17 protein-coding genes and 1 pseudogene are annotated in these 16733 nt (G+C 41.5%); 1 reads left to right on the top strand and 17 read right to left on the bottom strand.

The genetic code is table 11. From position 1 onward, the window contains the following. Nucleotides 1–29 precede the first annotated feature (29 nt). Both metA and cls read right to left on the bottom strand, forming a co-directional pair. Nucleotides 30–971 carry a homoserine O-succinyltransferase gene (metA, locus tag RHS_RS18250; protein ID WP_047833987.1) on the bottom strand — a complete coding sequence of 314 codons (942 nt, stop codon included), beginning with the start codon at nt 969–971 and terminating at the stop codon, nt 30–32. Between the two features lie 103 nt (nt 972–1074). Next, the gene (gene cls, locus RHS_RS18245) at nt 1075–2625 is read right to left on the bottom strand and encodes a cardiolipin synthase (protein WP_027293802.1); all 1551 of its coding nucleotides are present in this window, start codon (nt 2623–2625) and stop codon (nt 1075–1077) included. 162 nt (nt 2626–2787) lie between these two features. Here cls and RHS_RS18240 point away from each other — a divergent pair, with 162 nt between their 5' ends. Next, a complete protein-coding gene (locus RHS_RS18240; protein WP_027293801.1) occupies nt 2788–3522 on the top strand; it encodes an ATP-binding protein in 735 nt (244 codons plus the stop codon). Nucleotides 3523–3552: 30 nt separating this feature from the next. On the opposite strand, the gene RHS_RS18235 is transcribed toward RHS_RS18240, so the two are convergent. The 15 genes and pseudogenes from RHS_RS18235 to RHS_RS18165 form a co-directional block, all read right to left on the bottom strand. Then, nucleotides 3553–3822 (bottom strand): DUF1905 domain-containing protein, encoded by a 270-nt coding sequence (locus RHS_RS18235; protein ID WP_047833986.1) that lies wholly within the window; start codon nt 3820–3822, stop codon nt 3553–3555. A gap of 26 nt (nt 3823–3848) precedes the next feature. Next, complete coding sequence (locus RHS_RS18230; protein ID WP_047833985.1) at nt 3849–4229, bottom strand: VOC family protein; 381 nt, start codon at nt 4227–4229, stop codon at nt 3849–3851. Between the two features lie 10 nt (nt 4230–4239). After that, on the bottom strand, nt 4240–5421 hold the full coding sequence (locus RHS_RS18225) for a MalY/PatB family protein (protein WP_044289321.1): 1182 nt from the start codon (nt 5419–5421) through the stop codon (nt 4240–4242). Between the two features lie 62 nt (nt 5422–5483). Beyond that, nucleotides 5484–6596, bottom strand: coding sequence for a M20/M25/M40 family metallo-hydrolase (locus tag RHS_RS18220; protein ID WP_047833984.1), 1113 nt, complete (start codon nt 6594–6596; stop codon nt 5484–5486). Nucleotides 6597–7122: 526 nt separating this feature from the next. Further along, a complete protein-coding gene (locus tag RHS_RS18215; protein WP_052430640.1) occupies nt 7123–8043 on the bottom strand; it encodes a CorA family divalent cation transporter in 921 nt (306 codons plus the stop codon). 85 nt (nt 8044–8128) lie between these two features. Continuing rightward, nucleotides 8129–9643 (bottom strand): AMP-binding protein, encoded by a 1515-nt coding sequence (locus RHS_RS18210; RefSeq protein WP_047833983.1) that lies wholly within the window; start codon nt 9641–9643, stop codon nt 8129–8131. A 62-nt stretch (nt 9644–9705) separates the two neighbouring features. Further along, a complete protein-coding gene (locus tag RHS_RS18205; protein ID WP_027293795.1) occupies nt 9706–9936 on the bottom strand; it encodes an acyl carrier protein in 231 nt (76 codons plus the stop codon). A 14-nt stretch (nt 9937–9950) separates the two neighbouring features. Beyond that, nucleotides 9951–11351 carry a condensation domain-containing protein gene (locus tag RHS_RS18200; RefSeq protein ID WP_047833996.1) on the bottom strand — a complete coding sequence of 467 codons (1401 nt, stop codon included), beginning with the start codon at nt 11349–11351 and terminating at the stop codon, nt 9951–9953. Nucleotides 11352–11356: 5 nt separating this feature from the next. Continuing rightward, nucleotides 11357–12301, bottom strand: coding sequence for an alpha/beta hydrolase (locus tag RHS_RS18195; protein ID WP_044292900.1), 945 nt, complete (start codon nt 12299–12301; stop codon nt 11357–11359). A 13-nt stretch (nt 12302–12314) separates the two neighbouring features. Then, a complete protein-coding gene (locus tag RHS_RS18190; protein WP_027293792.1) occupies nt 12315–12665 on the bottom strand; it encodes an SCP2 sterol-binding domain-containing protein in 351 nt (116 codons plus the stop codon). Continuing rightward, complete coding sequence (locus RHS_RS18185) at nt 12662–13072, bottom strand: MerR family transcriptional regulator (RefSeq protein ID WP_027293791.1); 411 nt, start codon at nt 13070–13072, stop codon at nt 12662–12664. The genes RHS_RS18190 and RHS_RS18185 overlap by 4 nt, the downstream gene beginning before the upstream one ends. A 298-nt stretch (nt 13073–13370) precedes the next feature. Further along, complete coding sequence (locus RHS_RS18180) at nt 13371–14174, bottom strand: Cof-type HAD-IIB family hydrolase (RefSeq protein ID WP_044292905.1); 804 nt, start codon at nt 14172–14174, stop codon at nt 13371–13373. A 210-nt stretch (nt 14175–14384) separates the two neighbouring features. Continuing rightward, nucleotides 14385–14795: pseudogene (locus RHS_RS18175) on the bottom strand (NifB/NifX family molybdenum-iron cluster-binding protein); the annotation flags it as partial. Nucleotides 14796–14955: 160 nt separating this feature from the next. Beyond that, nucleotides 14956–16473, bottom strand: a complete 1518-nt coding sequence (locus RHS_RS18170) for an alpha-N-arabinofuranosidase (RefSeq protein WP_047833982.1) — start codon at nt 16471–16473, stop codon at nt 14956–14958. A gap of 21 nt (nt 16474–16494) precedes the next feature. Further along, a partial coding sequence (locus RHS_RS18165; RefSeq protein ID WP_395022889.1) for a DUF6171 family protein occupies nt 16495–16733 on the bottom strand: 239 nt, incomplete at its 5' end.

The raw sequence follows: 16733 nt of genomic DNA, 5'->3' as shown, positions 1-16733 counted from the left end.
TACATCAGATAAATCATTCTTCTGCTTTGTCAGTCATCATCATTCTTTTTTAAATCACCTGTTTCATTTAAACTGTAAGGAGTTGCCTGATATACATAATAATTCAGCCAGTTTGTATACATGTTATTCGCATGGGACCTCCACATGAGAACCGGCTTATTCTCCGGGTCATTCCCCTGATAATAATTCATGGGCATGTCGATATCCAATCCCTTGCCTACATCTCTTTTATACTCTCCGTCCAGTGTTACCCGGTCATATTCCGGATGGCCCATGACAAAGATCTGTTTGCCGTCCCTGTTCATAGCCAGAAAAACCCCGGCTTCTTCAGAATCAGCCAGAATCATTAGATCGTCACATGCCTCGATAGATACCTTCGGTACCTCCGTATGCCTGGAATGAGGCGCCAGGAACATATCGTCAAATCCTCTTACCAGAGGAATCTTTCGATTTAATACACTGTGCCAGTACAATCCGAACATTTTCCTGTCCAGAGGCTTTTTCTGAAGTCCATAGTGGTAATACAAGGCAGCCTGCGCTCCCCAGCACAAATGAATTGTGGAAGTTACATTTGTTTTCGTCCATTCCATTATGTGGGTCAGTTCTTCCCAGTAATCCACGTCTTCAAACTCCATTTGTTCTACCGGTGCACCGGTAATAATCATACCGTCAAAGCTTCGTTTTTTCACATCATCAAAGGTTATGTAAAACTGATTCAGATGGCTTGTTGCAGTGTTCTTCGATTCATGAGAAGTTACCATCAGAAAGGTTATATTCACCTGCAGCGGCGTGTTCGATAAGGAACGCAAAAGCTGCAGCTCTGTTTCTTCCTTCAATGGCATGAGGTTCAATATCGCAATTTCAATTGGACGGATATCCTGGTGCATTGCACGGTTCTCATCCATAACAAATATATTCTCCTGCTCAAGGATCTCTTTTGCTGGTAAATCACCCTGTACTTTAATTGGCATAATCTTCACCTTTTCTTATTTTGTCGTTGCCACTAGTATAACACATTCTTTTCTTCCAGTAAAAGTCCAATTTTATGGCACACTTGTGCGTGTGCCACAGACATTACATGAGGGGTGCGAATAATCGCAGTACTTTTCCAATGAGTTTAATCACCGGATTGAGTTTTTTATAATCTTCCTGAGTTATTCTCCGGCACTTTTTCAGCGTCTCCTGGAAATCCGCTTCAATATTAGCAATCTCCGCATTTTTATATAAAAGTGCTGCACACTCAAAATGCAGATACATGCTTCTGAAATCCAGGTTAATTGTCCCCACCACCGCCTTTTCGTCATCGGATGTAAAGACCTTTGCATGTACAAATCCCGGGGTATATTCATAAATCTGCACTCCGGCATCCAGTAATTCATTATAATAGGTTTTCGCTAAAACAAAAGCATACCACTTATCCGGAATATGAGGCATCATAATAATAACTTCCACACCTCTTTTCGCTGCATATGTCAATGCAACTTTCAATTCCTGATCCAGGATCAGATACGGCGTCATGATATGTACATATTTTTTCGCCGTAAACAGGATATCCATGTACACCAATTCCCCAACCTGCTCTTTATCTACGGGACTGTCTCCATAAGGGATTACAAATCCATCCCCGGGTGCAGGAATCTTAAGCTGGGGCACGTCCACATATTTTCTGTAGTCTTCTTCACTGTGGCGCTTATCCACATTCCACATCTTCAAAAACAGCAGCGTAAAGCTTTTTACTGCCTCACCCTGAATCATGATAGAAGTATCTTTCCAATGTCCGAAGCGTTCTTTTTGATTGATATATTCATCTGCCAGATTGATTCCCCCGGTAAATGCAAGATATCCGTCAATCACCAGTATCTTTCGATGGTCACGATTATTCTGGATGGTAGATAGCGCCGGTTTAATCGGTGAAAACATCCTGCACTGGATTCCCAGCTCCTGCATTCTCCTGGGATAATTATAAGGCAGTAAAACAAGGGAACACATCCCGTCATACATAAAACGAACTTCCACGCCTTCTTTCACCTTGCGCTCCAGAATCTCTAAAATTGTATCCCACATGACACCGCGTTCCACAATAAAATATTCCATAAATATAAAATGCTGTGCCCGCTCTAACTGTACAATCATCTCTGCAAACTTATCTTCTCCCAGCGGGAAATATTTGGCAGAGGTATTCTGGTAAACCGGTAGATTCTCTACACGATATAAATAATCGGACAGATGTCCCATTCCCTCATCCTCCAGGCGCAGATTATTCAAAACCTCTGCATTTTGGGGAGTCAGCTCTTTTGTTTCTATATTTAATCTTTTCAGCCTGGAGTTTACCCATTTTGTATCAATCTGTAATTCAATAAATAAATAAAACAGAGCCCCAAATACGGGTATAACCAGAATTGGAATAATCCAGGCAATCATAAATGCAGGATTTTCCCTCTTATTAATAATATAAATAACAAGTACCAATGCCAGTGCCACTACGGCTCCATAGGCATAAAACATGTAGTCTCTCAGCAATTCAAATCCCAGAAACAGAATTCCAATCTGAATCAGCAGCAGGAAGATCAGAATTGCACTGCGACTGAATACAACACTAAAAAAACCTTTTTTTCCTTTTTCCATCTAATTCCCCTTCTCTAAATATACAACAAATGCCGCATAATCTCATATTATATCACACTTTTCCTATTTTCATAGGTCTAAATTCGAATTGTATGCTCCCATTAGGTAAAAATATGATATACTGATACAGGTTTTACCACATACATTTTAGGAGGAATACGAATGAAATTACAGCAGCTTTTAAGTTATACCAGAAAAGCCGTTGATGAATACCAGATGATTGAGGAAGGGGACAAAATAGCCGTAGGCATTTCCGGCGGCAAAGACAGCCTGACTATGTTATATGCCCTTCATGGCCTGAGACGGTTTTATCCAAAACATTTTGAACTGGAGGCTATTACGGTCAGCCTGGGCTATCCCGATTTTAATCTGGAACCAATCAAAGAACTGTGTAAAGAACTGGACGTTCCTTATACCGTAATCGATACGGAAATCGCCAGAATTATTTTTGACGAAAGAAAAGAGAGCAATCCCTGCTCCCTGTGTGCCAAAATGAGAAAAGGCGCATTTAATGAAACTGCAAAAAAAATGGGATGCAGCAAAGTAGCCTACGCCCATCACAAAGATGATATTGTAGAAACGATGCTGCTGTCCCTGATTTTTGAAGGGCGCTTCCACTCTTTTTCCCCAAAAACATATTTAGACCGTATGGATATGACGGTTATCCGTCCTCTGATGTACGTATTGGAGGCAGATGTCATCGGCTTTAAAAATAAATACCATCTTCCGGTTGCAAAGAGCCCGTGCCCCATCGACGGCTATACCAAAAGGGAGTATGCAAAAAATCTGATCCGTCAGCTTAACGGGGAAAATCCCGGAGTAAAGGAAAGAATGTTTACCGCCGTATTAAATGGAAATATTCCAGGGTGGCCCGAAAGAATTCCACATACAAGATAACTCTTGATTTTGGCAGATAGTATTCGGATTTTATTCCCGCTCTTTAATGAATACATGCACCATATCACCGGGCTGTTTTTGTATTTTCTCCCGGATGTCTTTGCGAAGTCCTATGATATGACAGGGAGTCTTCATCCGAACCAGGCTTCCTGCATAGGGTTCTCCGTCAAATAAGGCATGAACCTTTACTCTGCCTTTCCCAAAGACCTCCTTTACATCAAAGGGAATTTCTACATAAGCACCGTCTATATCCGGAACTTTTTTAATCTCTGCATCAAACTCATAACTATTTGTATTCATTTACTTTACCTTTCTTTGTTCCGGGATTATTCATGCAGTTCCAGCGGCAAACCGTCCGGATCATGAAAGAACGTCATTTTTTTACCGGTATAATCATCCAGCCGAAGGGGCTCCGTTATGATTCCCTTTTCTTTTAGCCATGCGACTGTCTCTTCTATGTTATCTGTCTGAAAAGCCAGGTGGCGAAGTCCGCAGGCTTCCGGATAACTGGGGCGTTTGGGGCTGCCGGGAATTGCGAAGATCTCCAGTTCACAGGTTCCCAGCCTTAAATCCAGCTTATAATCATTTCTCTTTTCCCGGTAATTTTCACGTATGATTTCAAATCCCAGCTTCTCTACATAAAATTCTTTGGATCTTTCATAATCCGAGACAATAATTGCCACATGGTGTATTGTATTTAACTGCATCTGCCCCCTCCTACTTCAAGCTGTCAATGGCTTCTGCCAGTTGTTTAAAAGCCTTTTTCAGGGTTTCTCTCTGACAGGCAATATTAATTCTCTGGAATCCGCTTCCGCACTCTCCAAACATGGAACCATCGTTGAGCCACAGATGCGCTTTTTCTACCAGCAATTGATTCAATTCTTCTGCTGAAAGCCCCAACTCTCTGAAATCAACCCATAATAAATAAGTTCCCTGAGGTTCGATGAGATGAATCTGGGGCAGGTTTTCTTTCAAAAATGTTCTTACAAATTCCAGATTGCCCGTGAGATATTCTTTTAATTCTTCCAGCCATTCTCCGCCATAGGCATATGCCGCCTGACACGCTGCAAGACCGCAGGTATTCAAGTCACTGTATCCGGTTTTGGCAATCTCTTTTTGAAACTGTTCCCGGATAGTCGGATTTGGAATCCAGATATTGGATGCCTGCAGGCCTGCCAGGTTAAAAGTCTTGCTGGGAGCGGTGCACACAATGGAATTGTCCGCATATACCTGTCCCAATGAGGCATAAACCAGATGTTGATAACCCGGATAGGTGAAATCGCAATGGATTTCATCAGAAACTACCAGCACTTTATGTTTCAGGCAGATATCCCCAACTCTTTGCAGTTCCTCTCTGGTCCAGACCCGTCCTACCGGATTATGAGGGCTGCACAGCAGGAAGACCTTTACCTCTTCTTCCACTATTTTTTTCTCAAAGTCTGCATAGTCCATACGGTAAACACCATCTTCACATACCAATTGGTTTACCACCAGCTTGCGTTCATTGGCTTTAATTACATTTGCAAACGGATGGTATACCGGCTGCTGGATCAGAATACTTTCTCCTTCTTTGGAAAATGCACGAATCGCAGCTGCCAGGGCAAACACCACACCCGGAGATTTAACAACCCAGGATGCATCCGTTTTCCATCCAAAATGATCTAAAAACCATTTTCCGAGAACCTGAAAATACTCCGGTTTTGCATCGGTGTATCCAAAAACTCCGTGTTCCGCACACCGCAGCAAGGTTTTTTTCACCTGCTCCGGCACACAGAAATCCATATCCGCCACCCACAGGGGGATCAGTCCTTCCGGTCTTCCGAACTCCGCTGCAAAATCATATTTCAGGCAATTAGTGCCTTTTCTGTCTACAAGTTTATCAAATTGACTGTTTATCATGGTTCTTCTCCTATCTTTCTATTTTTCATCTTTTTGTTGTTTTCATACAAAAAAGTTTAAATTTAATCGGATGTCTGCATTAACCCCATCACAATTTTCGTAACCTTTTCCATATCATTTACAGTAGTATATTCACTGCTGGAATGTGCCTGCTGCATGGCTGATGCCAGGACCATTCCCCGGATTCCGTTGGCACATAAATGATTTTGGTCGCTGCCTCCAAAAGTTCTTTCCAATACCGGCTCTATTTTTAACGTATGACAGACGTTTTCATATCGTCTGACAACGGCTGCATCTTCAGGTGTCACATATGCCTGAAATAATATTTCTTCCTGATACTCCACGACTCCGCCCAGTTTGCCAGCCTCTTCTTCAAAAATATTACGAATGTCTACTAACTGGTTTAATACCGCTTCATGAGAGAAACTGCGCACCTCTCCTTTTACTTTGCACACAGGCGGCACGATATTGGTAGCAAATTCACTTTGAATGCTTCCGATATTTACCGTCATCTCCGTTCCTACATGTCCCATGGGAATTCGGGAAATCGCTTTGGATGCGATTAAAATGGCATGCACTCCATCTTCCGGCGCAAATCCGGCATGAGCTGCTTTCCCCTGCACCACTGCTTCAAATGTCGCCAGGGAAGGGGCCGCAACTGCTGCGGTTCCGATTTGCCCGGTTTTATCCAGTACATAGGATTCTTTTGCTCTGATTCTGGAAAAATCGAACACCTGACTTCCCCGCAGATGCTGCTCTTCCGCTATAGAGATCAGAAACTCCACATCCCGGTGGGGTATGTTTTGTTCCGTAATGCTGCGGACGGCTTCGATTACCTCCGCTATAGCAGCCAAGTCATCGGCGCCAAGAACCGTTGTCCCGCCGCTTGTTATTTTTCCATCTTCTTGTACGATCGCTTTTTTGCCTTTTGCCGGTTCCACGGTATCCATATGCATGGAAAATAAAATAGGCGCGCCTTCACATGTCCCTTTCCAGTAACCATACAGATTTCCGCTATTTCCGCCATAACAGCTTCCCGCCTTATCTTCTTCCAGAATAATCTGATTCTCAGCAAAAACTCCAATCAGATAATCCGCCATCTCCCGCTCCCCAAAGGAAGGGGAATCGATTGATACTAAGCGGCAGAACTCCTGAATCATCCGCTCTCTGTCCATTTTTACCTCCTGCTTCACACTTTATGGACTATTAGTATATCACGAAATGCAGTATAAATCATCTGTCATCCTTTCAAATTTTCAATTTTTCAGTTAAAATAAAAATTTCCCATTTTCTACTATTTTTCATAAATAGCAGAGGACATTTTAAGTCATTATTTAAAATAATCTCCGGCAGCTGTTCTGTGTTCGTTAAATTTTATACAATGATTGTATTAAATTTTCGTCAATGTATTTATATTTATACAATTTTTTATCGTTCTTTCTATATAAATCTATTTATCCAAAATTTGTCAAACAGACGAAAAGGTGATAGAATACGTTAAATAAATCACAAGGCGAGGAGTGGTAAAGATGGCAGTAATGGCAGGAATGATCGTAACACTTGGATTGTTAGTAAATGGATCTGCTATGGTTGGCTTTCAGTTAATATCTTTAAAAAGAAAAGCAGTGCGGGTTCAATAATAAGCGGAAAAAAAGCGGGGCCAACAGCATACCCGCTTTTTTAATGCCTGAATATAAGCTTCTATTTGAACCACTTTTTGATTTTAAAATACCAGATTTCAATTCCGGTTACGAGAATGCTTACCAGAATGATAATTCCATATCCGTATTTCGTATTAAGTTCCGGCATGTTGGCAAAATTCATGCCATACCATCCTGCAATCAGAGTTAACGGCATGAAAATTGTTGTAACTACAGTTAAAAACTGCATTACTTTATTCTGGTGGATATCGATCTGGGACTGGTACATTTCCCGAAGCTGCATGGAATATTCCCTGAGCATATGGGTAGTATCATAAAATCTTTCCACCCGCTTTGTATAAAAAGTGAAGAGTCTGCAGTCTTCCCGGTTAAATAAACGGTTCTGGTTTTCACTAAGGGTATCACTTAAGTCCATTAACTGCTGATAATAAGCGTTTAGCTTTAACAGTTCCCTTCTGCATTTAAGCAGCTTTTTATTGAAATCCCTGGTGTCTGAATTGGAAAGACCCTCTTCCATATCTTCCAGCTTTTCTTCATACTGCTGCAAGAAAATCACATCATCCCTGGTCAGATATTCCATAAATTCAAAAAATACATGTGCCACGTATGTCTTGGGAAGAACCTGTATCTGACAGATTTCCTCCAGCATCTTTTCTACAATGTGATTATCGTCCACAAAGAGCAGCCTTTCCTTATCCATGTAATAGCCAAATCCGGATTCCTTCTCCAAAAGATCCTCTTTGCAGGGAATCACAAAAGTTCCCACAATACAGTTTCTCAGCACATCTGCCTTACAAAATTCAACATTGCCAAGGCTTCTGGTCAGTAAATCCACGTGAAGGGTTTTCTCATAACGTTTCTTATATTCAGATGAAGAAAGACATTCCACAACGACAAGCCCCTCAGCAGGTGTTTCTCCTTTATTCAAAGGGATTAATTTATCTTTCACATAATATCGCATTCCATGAACTCCATTCCATTTTTATATGACAATTCTTCTACTCATATTGTATACGGAATGGGCGGCAATTACAATAGATGATCCACTACACCCTTTTTATCTTTTTGGATGGTGTCTTTGCAAATTCTTCTTCTCTTACCTTTAATCCATGGATCCTTTTATATACCGGCCTGTCTTTATTATATGCATCCAGAATGTTCTGCAGCTCTGCTTCTATATTTTTGATGCGCTTTTTCTTAGCATAATCATAATCAGGGAAAATTTCCGCCTGTATCACACTGTCTTTCTCGCTCACAATGATTTCTTTTACCAGCGCTGCTTTACTGACTTCATTTTCCAGCTCTTCGGGTGAGACATTTTCCCCGTTATTTAAGATAATCAGATTCTTTTTACGTCCTGTGATATATAAGAAATTATCCGCATCGGCATATCCCAGATCACCGGTTTTGAGCCAGCCGTCTTCCAATGTATCTTCCGTTTCTTTTGGCATTTTATAGTATCCCAGCATTACGGAAGGGCTTTTCACCCAAATTTCCTCGTCCACTATTTTCACTTCACATCCCGGCAGAAGTTTGCCTACGGAATTTTTACGGCTGTCCCACTCCAGATTCGTACTGATCACCGGAGAACATTCTGTCATTCCATAACCCTGGAGAATACGGATCCCGTATGCACTAAAACCGTCTATTAAGTCCGGATTCAAATAGGCCCCGCCGCTGCAGATTGTTTTCAGATTTCCTCCAAGAGCAGCTTTTGCCACCATCTTTTTCGGTAAAATCCCAGTTGCATCCACAAGCTTTGCATATAATGATTCAATCACCATTGGCACCAGCAAAATGATTTCCGGTTTAAATAATTTCATATTCTTCTGTACATGCATAATGGAATCATTGATGCAGATAACCATTCCGATATAGATGGCTTTTAAAATATCCATGGTAAAACAATAAGCATGATGAATGGGTAAAAGCGTCATGGATATGGTGCCTGCCGGAATCTTCATATCCAGACACACCGCATTATCCGCCAGATTACGATGGCTCAGCATAACACCTTTGCTCTTTCCGGTTGTTCCGGATGTAAAGAGAATAGCGGTCATTTTATCACAGTCAATATCGGTAAAAAAACTGCCTTCATTTTCTACAATCAGCCTGTTAAAAGACAGGATTTCATCTAAACTTTCGGAAGCCTGCATGGAAATCAGGTACTGTAGTCCGGGACACTTCTCTTTTACTGCCTGTACCAGATCTTTACGAAGTTCATCAAATACCAGGACGCTGATATCTGCGCGGTTTATCAGTTCGCACAATTCCTCTGCGGGAAGCTGTGCATCCAGCGGCACTGCCACACTGCCCGAATTCACCGTTCCAAAATAACTGATAATCCATGGATATGTAGTGGGACCAATAATCGCCACATGCTTTTTAAGCATATTCAGTTTTTCCAGTGACCGGCTGAATGATTCACTGTCTTTTTTTATGTCCCGATAGGTTTTGGTAATGACCTCTTTACGCACCTTATACCGGATTGCAGGGGATTCCCCATACATTTCTGCGGCGTATTCAATAATGTCTTTCATATTTTGAATTTTAGTTTCCATATGCTCCTCCCATTTCAGGTTTGTTCCATAACGGTGTCAAAATCTACTTACGTTACTTATGCTTATGCTTCCTGAAGTTCCTTTATATATTTCACTGCATCGCCAACTGTTTTTACATTTACCACTTCGCGCTCTTCTACTTCAATATCAAAAGTATCTTCGATCTCCCCCACCATACTCATAAAATCATAGGAATTAAATCCAAGATCCTCGATAAAACGGCTCTCTTCTTTAATTTCAGACTGATCAACTTCCACATATTCACAAATCATTTCCTTTAATTGTTCCAGCATCTTTCCCGCCTCCCTTATACATGATCCATTATTTCTCCAACCGTATTCTCCGGATGGGTGGTTCCATAAAATAATATTTTGCAGAGATAGTAATATACATATTCCAGTTTTTCCGGTGTCACTGCTCCGGTCTGATATTCAAAACTAAAATCCAGTCCGTTATCCTGCGCTCTGTGCATAGCTGTAAGGTACAGGGTATGGGCTGCTGCTCCATTGGTATACCAGGCAGTCTTGTATTTAATATCTCCCAGTTTGTCCAATCCCTTACTCTGCATGGTAAGTGGCTGGTATGTCAGGCTCATGGGTTCATAAGTCTGTGCGCCCTGCATTTTATAATATTTTCTTCTCACATCAAAGTAAGAAACAGGGTCATAATTGGCATGTCGGAATAATTGATTCTGCCCGTCACGGATCTTATGAATTCCTTCCAGAAAGGTCTCATCCCGGGAAACAACCGTTCGGAAAGGAAAGCAGTGAATTCTCGTTCCGCCGCTTTTTTTCTCCGAAAGTGTTGCTCTTCTGGCAATCGTTGTGGTTAAGGAAACATCATCCATATCATTCTCTTTTTGTAAAAAGGTGCGAAGTCCCATCATGAGCAGGCATACCATGGAAATCTGGCGTTCCTCACAGAAATCCAAAAGCTGCTTGGAAGGCTCCGCTTCAAGATGAAATACCGTAATATTGGCATCCACATTATCGGTGAGATTTGTAGCAGCACGAAGTTTGGGATTGCCCGTGGATTTACGTTCATTCATCAGTTTCTCCGGTCCATGTATATCGCAGAAAAACGGCTCTGAATTTTTAATCAGGCTTTCAAAAAAAGCCGTATCCCTTTTCTTTGCAGAAGTTCCTGCTTCATAAGCAATATCTTTTTCCAACTGGGTAATGTAAGACGCCATTTCTTTTGGATAATCAATTCCTTCATACTTGTAATGACAGTAAATCTCGATGACATCCTTTAAAAAGACAATCAGCGACTGAGCATCCATAGTCATGTGGTCCACTAGCATATAAACCCCCTGATACCCATCGGGAAGCTGAATCATGACAATCCGGTTCATGGGACTGTCAAACCGTTCAAAGGGAATCCCAGTCCATTCTTTCATTTTATCCTCAGCATGTTTGTGCTGCCATCCGGTAAAATCAAAGTGTTCTATTTCACGTTCCTCTCTGTCCGCAATATATTGATATACATTACCAGCTTTATCCTTTGCAAAGCGGATGCGCATACTCTCACATCTGGCATATGCTTCATATATTGCTTTCTTTAAAACCTCCCAGTCCAGATCCTGTTCGATGGTTAGACTGGTTCCAATATTTAAGACCTGTTTCTTAGGGCAGTGAGCCAGTGTAAAGAAATGCAGGCGCTGCGCCGCAGTTATCGGATATACTTTTTTCCCATATCTTGTTTTCATCATAACTACTCCTCCAAAATGCTGTTCAAGAATTCTTTGACTTTATTTTCGTATTTTTCTGTGCCTTTATAATAACTTTCTGCATGGGCTGCACCTTTCACTATCAGCATCTCTTTTCGTGCTTTGCATGCTTTATACAGTTTATGACACATCCGGGACGGCACAAAAGTATCCGCATCCCCGTGAATAAACAAAATAGGAACGGTGGATTTTGCCACCTCATTTAATGCATTACACTCATTCAGCCCATATCCTGCTTCTCTTTTTGCCATTACATCGGCTATCTGTAAGATTGGGAATGAGGGCAGATGGTATGTATTTTTTAAAACCGAATCAAAGACCTCCCATGCAGAAGTAAATCCACAGTCGGAAATAATCCCTTTTACACAGTCCGGAAGTGAAAGTCCGCTGACCATTAAAGCAGTTGCGCCTCCCATTGAGATACCATGAAGCATGACCTGACAATTCTTTCCACATCTTTTTTCCAAATATTTTATCCATTTTAATGCATCAAATCTGTCTAAGCATCCAAAGCCAATATAGGTTCCTTCACTCTCCCCGTGTGATCTGTGATCTACAATCAACAGACTGTAACCTAAATGCAGATAGAAATATGCCAAAGAATTAAAATCATTGGAACCCCGGCTGGTATAACCGTGTAAACATAAAATGACTTTATCCGGATTAGCACCCGGATAGAAATGTCCTTTCAGTCTCAATCCATCCCTGGCGATGATGGAAACAGCTTCCCGTTCCTGTCTGACTACCCATTCTTTTTTCTTCCGTATTTCCGGCAGATATTGGTTCCAGTCGGTTCCCGCCATCTTGGTGGTTCGTTCTTCTTTTGCATTTCCCCGAATCATGGTACGGCGGAAAAAATATCCTGCAATCCCGGTCTCCACTGCAGCAGCTACTATTCCTGCTCCCAGTATTATTACTGATTTACTCATAGATAAACTCCTTTCAACCCCTCCGGTCAAAAACCCCGTCGCCTGCGGGAATAAATTTCTGAAGCATCAGTGCCTTGTCAAAATCTCCTTCTACTTTTAACTGCCCAAGGGTAAATGCCAAAATGGGATCTGACTTCTTTTTTGCAATTTTCAAAAGTGTCTTTGCAGTGCAGGTAAACAGCACATCTCTGTCGTAATACTCATATGGTTCTATATAAAGCTCCCCGTCTTTCACCTCAGCATAAAATGCACCCTCAGCTTCTCCCTCAATATTAAACTGATATGCCAGGTGTGTAGCTATGTCACTGACATCCGCCTTCATAAACATGCATTTAATCTCTTCAAATAAATCTTCATAGGTCATATTTTCCGCTCCTTCTCTTCCCTGATTCCTTCTTTTTCATCTAAAATATCCAGCACTCCTTTGTCATATTCATTCAGTTTCCTGCTGGTAATATCCAGACATTTTTTCATTGCCTGCATCCGGTATTCTAAATATTCACGGTATTGGGTGATTAGCGTTCTTCTCTGGGACAACGTAACTTCTCCCTGCACCAGAAGTGAAATATATTCTTTTATTTTCGCAATGGGCATATCGATTTCACGGAGGGCAAGAATCATATCCACCCATTCTACATCGCCTTCCGTAAAGACCCTGGTTCCATTTTCCTTTTTCTTAATAAATGGCAGAAGTCCCTCTTTATCATAATAGTGTAACGTATAAACTGATATTCCTAATTTTTCTGAAACTTGTTTTACTGAATATTCCATAACTGCCTCCTTGTTTTATTATGCGCTATAGAGTGCACTCTATGTCAATAGGAAAAGATTATACAGTTTATGCAGTATATGGATAAAAAACTGTATAAATTTCATAGTTCTTTTTTCTTTGTATGTGGGTTCCATGTTGGATTTTGGGGGTTTCTGTCGAATTGCTTTGTATGTAAAGAAAGTGTAAATCTATGATTTGATATCATGAAAAAACACCAAAGAAAAACCTCACTGGGGAATGTTCTCTTTGGTGTTTTATTTATTTTTCTGTATAAATAATCATCTGTTTCCAGAATTCTTAAATTAGTGCGAACTCTTTCAGTCCATTATAAATGCCGTCTTCATACATCCCGTCAGTTCTGTATTTTGCAACTTCAAATACTTCTTCGCTGCTGTTGCCCATGGCAATTCCATAATTTACGTATTGGATCATTTCCAGATCATTTACACTGTCTCCAAATGCGTAACTGTCTTTCTTATCGATATCCAGGTACTGCAGCAGCGTTTCGATACCCGTTGCTTTTGTAAAACCAACAGGCACACATTCCGCATAATTCTCATCATCTGATTCAAAATGTATAATAAAGTCCAGAATGTCTTTTAACTCTTCCCGAAATCCTTTTAATTCAGATTCTTTCCCAAAATGTACTGTTAACTTATTTATTTGGATGGAATCTCTGTTCTCAATCATTGGCAGAAGTAAACAATACTTTCCTGTCATATGTTTAATCTGTTCCAGATACTGGGGCAAATTTAAATTCTCATTGTAATACATGGCTTTACTTCCCTCCAGGATTACCTCCAGTCCGTATTTTACAGATGCGTCCACTACCCGCTGTACATCCCTTTTGCTTAGGGTACGATTTTCTACCTGCTTTCCCTGATACTCAACATATGTTCCACAGGCGCCCACAATTCCCTGAAACCCCAGATCTATCAGTTCCTGCATGATCATCGCTCTTGCCCTGCCAGTACAAAGGACAGGAATATGGCCATTCTCTACCAGCATTGCAATTGCCTGCCTTGTAGATGGCTCTACCCCTGTCCTGTGATCATATATAGTTCCATCAATATCAAAAAATATAATTTTCTTATGATTCATCTTTTTACTCCTCATCTGTTCTTGCCCATGCCTGCAAAGCACATGCACTGTTCACCGGTATTTCAATATTAGGATATCGGGAGATGAGGAAAAAGTCAATATAGAAAACGCATGATAATTTTACCTTTTTTGATTTGAATTTGGAGTAATTGTGCGTAGTACTTTATGAATGATACATAAATCTCTTCATAACGTACTTTACGCGCCTTATTAATGGCTGCAGTTATGTCCGCAGCTGTGATCTGCATGGCTGCCGCAATCGCTGTGGCCTTCCCCATGAGCATGCTCATGATGGCTGCATTTTACATCCGGATTATACTGAAGCTTGTCCTTCAGCAAATCTGCAACAGCCTTATCAGCATCACCGGAAGCTCCGCCAAACAGCTTGATCCCTGCATCCTTAAGGGCATTCTGGGCTCCTCCGCCGATACCGCCGCAGATCAGCACATCAACACCTGCCTCTTTCAAAAATCCTGCCAGTGCACCATGTCCGCTGCCGTTGGTATCCAGTACTTCACTGGAAATAATCTCATTCTCATTGATCTCATATACCTTAAACTGGCTGCTATGTCCAAAATGCTGGAAAATTTGTCCGTTTTCATACGTTACTGCTACTTTCATGTTCGTTTAGTCCTCCTATAAATTGAATTTCTTATAGTTTAACATACTTTTGGATATAATTCCAGTAGGTCGGGACGGGGCAGGGATGGTGACCGGAAGGAGCAGGGGGCCTTCCGTACACACACTTAATCAGCAAAGCGTCCTTTCTAATTAAAACACATCACTTCTTCAACCTTATCACATTCCAAGAAGCCCTGTTCAATACCGTCTTCAAAATTCCATCTTCCACTCTGCTGTTAGCAGAATGTCCAGGTACCACCCTTTCTTTTCCCGGACCATTGCTTGCCTTTAAGTCATCGCTTTCCAGCACGATATGCTCCAGTATCTGGTAACCTGGAAAGCTTCTGATATCGCATTCCATAGGTATTCCTTCTTCTAAATCGCGGTTTACGGCGAAGATGGTTACCTCCTCTGCTTCCTCGTTGTAAACTGCTACTGCATCCACATCCGTTACATCGGTATATTCTTTTGTATCGTGCCTGGAGCTGTCAAATACCGGCTGCAATGCAGTACCCCTTCCATATATGGAAGCATGGAGGTATGGATAAAAGATCGTTTGTTTCCACGCACCGCCGTCTGTCTCTGTCATTATGGGTGCGATAACATTGACCAGCTGTGCCAGGCATGCTATTTTTACCCTGTCGGCATGTTTTAAAAAGGTAATAAGCATCAGTCCCACTAAAAGAGCATCCTCAAAAGTATAGACATCTTCCAGAAGCGCCGGAGCTTTCTGCCATGGATGGTTTGCCATGGTATCTTGATCGGATTCGTTGGAGTGGAACCATACATTCCATTCATCAAAGCTTAAGTTGATATTCTTACTGCCTCTCTTTTTCGCTTTTACGAAATCACAGGTGGCAATGACTGTGCGAATAAAGTGATCCATTTCCACGGAACGTGCCAGGAAGTTCTTTGTATCATGATCCGGATTACCAAAATACTGATGGAGGGAAACGTAGTCTACGTAATCATATGTATGTTCCAGGGTTGTTGCCTCCCACTGGGGAAACGTTGGCATTCCGGTATTGGAACTGCCGCAGGAAACCAGTTCTATGGAAGGGTCTATCAGTTTCATTGCCTTTGCCGTTTCCGACGCAATCCGCCCGTATTCAACCGGGGTTTTCGATCCTACCTGCCACGGTCCATCCATTTCATTACCAAGGCACAAGGTTTTGATTCCATGAGGCTGTTTTACACCGTGGGAAATTCTCAGATCGCTGTACTTCGTCCCGGATGGATGATTGCAGTATTCTAACAGGCTGCAGGCATCCGCTACACCTCTGGTTCCCAGATTTACCGCCATCATAATTTCTGAGTTTACCTCTTTGCACCATTTAGAAAATTCATTTACCCCGATTTCATTGGGCTCCAGACTTCTCCATGCCAGCTCCAGACGTTTCGGTCTCTGCTCCACCGGTCCCACACTGTCTTCCCAATAAAAGTTAGATACAAAATTACCGCCGGGATAACGTATTATGGGCACCTGTAATTCCTTTACCAGATCCATCACATCCTGACGAAAGCCATTTCCATCTGCCGTGGGATGACCAGGCTGATATATTCCTTCATATACGGCACGCCCCAGGTGTTCTATAAAAGATCCATAAATCCGCTTATCAATCTTAGATATCTTAAAATCTTTGTCTATTACCATTTTTGCATACTTTTTACCAGTCATTTCCTACTCCTTTTCTCCTAGTCACCATTCTGGAGTTGTGTGGGGGCAGCCATTTTTTTCAATGACTGCTCTCATTTCCACAAAACATCCGCATATTCTGCACATTCCATTTATCAGGCTGTCACACGCTTTACATTTATCAAGGCGTTCCCGATACTTATTTTCTTCTGTTTTAACATCTTCATCCAGCCGGCTGATGTAATCATAGAGATTTTGATAATAAACGCTCTCCGGCATTTCTTTCAAGAGGCATTTTTTAC

The organism is Robinsoniella sp. RHS, from assembly GCF_001029355.1.
Lineage (GTDB): Bacteria > Bacillota > Clostridia > Lachnospirales > Lachnospiraceae > Robinsoniella > Robinsoniella peoriensis.
Note: the sequence above shows the minus strand (reverse complement) of the source record. Positions and strands in the feature narration are given on the sequence as shown.

Excerpts from the sequence above, each read along its gene's own strand:
- RHS_RS18210 (WP_047833983.1), bottom strand. The coding sequence starts at position 9,643 with ATGGAAACTAAAATTCAAAATATGAAAGACATTATTGAATACGCCGCA.
- RHS_RS18180 (WP_044292905.1), bottom strand. The coding sequence starts at position 14,174 with ATGAATCATAAGAAAATTATATTTTTTGATATTGATGGAACTATATAT.
- RHS_RS18220 (WP_047833984.1), bottom strand. The coding sequence starts at position 6,596 with ATGGACAGAGAGCGGATGATTCAGGAGTTCTGCCGCTTAGTATCAATC.
- RHS_RS18240 (WP_027293801.1), top strand. The coding sequence starts at position 2,788 with ATGAAATTACAGCAGCTTTTAAGTTATACCAGAAAAGCCGTTGATGAA.
- metA (WP_047833987.1), bottom strand. The coding sequence starts at position 971 with ATGCCAATTAAAGTACAGGGTGATTTACCAGCAAAAGAGATCCTTGAG.
- RHS_RS18230 (WP_047833985.1), bottom strand. The coding sequence starts at position 4,229 with ATGCAGTTAAATACAATACACCATGTGGCAATTATTGTCTCGGATTAT.
- RHS_RS18195 (WP_044292900.1), bottom strand. The coding sequence starts at position 12,301 with ATGAGTAAATCAGTAATAATACTGGGAGCAGGAATAGTAGCTGCTGCA.
- RHS_RS18205 (WP_027293795.1), bottom strand. The coding sequence starts at position 9,936 with ATGCTGGAACAATTAAAGGAAATGATTTGTGAATATGTGGAAGTTGAT.
- RHS_RS18235 (WP_047833986.1), bottom strand. The coding sequence starts at position 3,822 with ATGAATACAAATAGTTATGAGTTTGATGCAGAGATTAAAAAAGTTCCG.
- cls (WP_027293802.1), bottom strand. The coding sequence starts at position 2,625 with ATGGAAAAAGGAAAAAAAGGTTTTTTTAGTGTTGTATTCAGTCGCAGT.
- RHS_RS18225 (WP_044289321.1), bottom strand. The coding sequence starts at position 5,421 with ATGATAAACAGTCAATTTGATAAACTTGTAGACAGAAAAGGCACTAAT.
- RHS_RS18200 (WP_047833996.1), bottom strand. The coding sequence starts at position 11,351 with ATGAAAACAAGATATGGGAAAAAAGTATATCCGATAACTGCGGCGCAG.
- RHS_RS18215 (WP_052430640.1), bottom strand. The coding sequence starts at position 8,043 with ATGCGATATTATGTGAAAGATAAATTAATCCCTTTGAATAAAGGAGAA.
- RHS_RS18190 (WP_027293792.1), bottom strand. The coding sequence starts at position 12,665 with ATGACCTATGAAGATTTATTTGAAGAGATTAAATGCATGTTTATGAAG.
- RHS_RS18170 (WP_047833982.1), bottom strand. The coding sequence starts at position 16,473 with ATGACTGGTAAAAAGTATGCAAAAATGGTAATAGACAAAGATTTTAAG.
- RHS_RS18185 (WP_027293791.1), bottom strand. The coding sequence starts at position 13,072 with ATGGAATATTCAGTAAAACAAGTTTCAGAAAAATTAGGAATATCAGTT.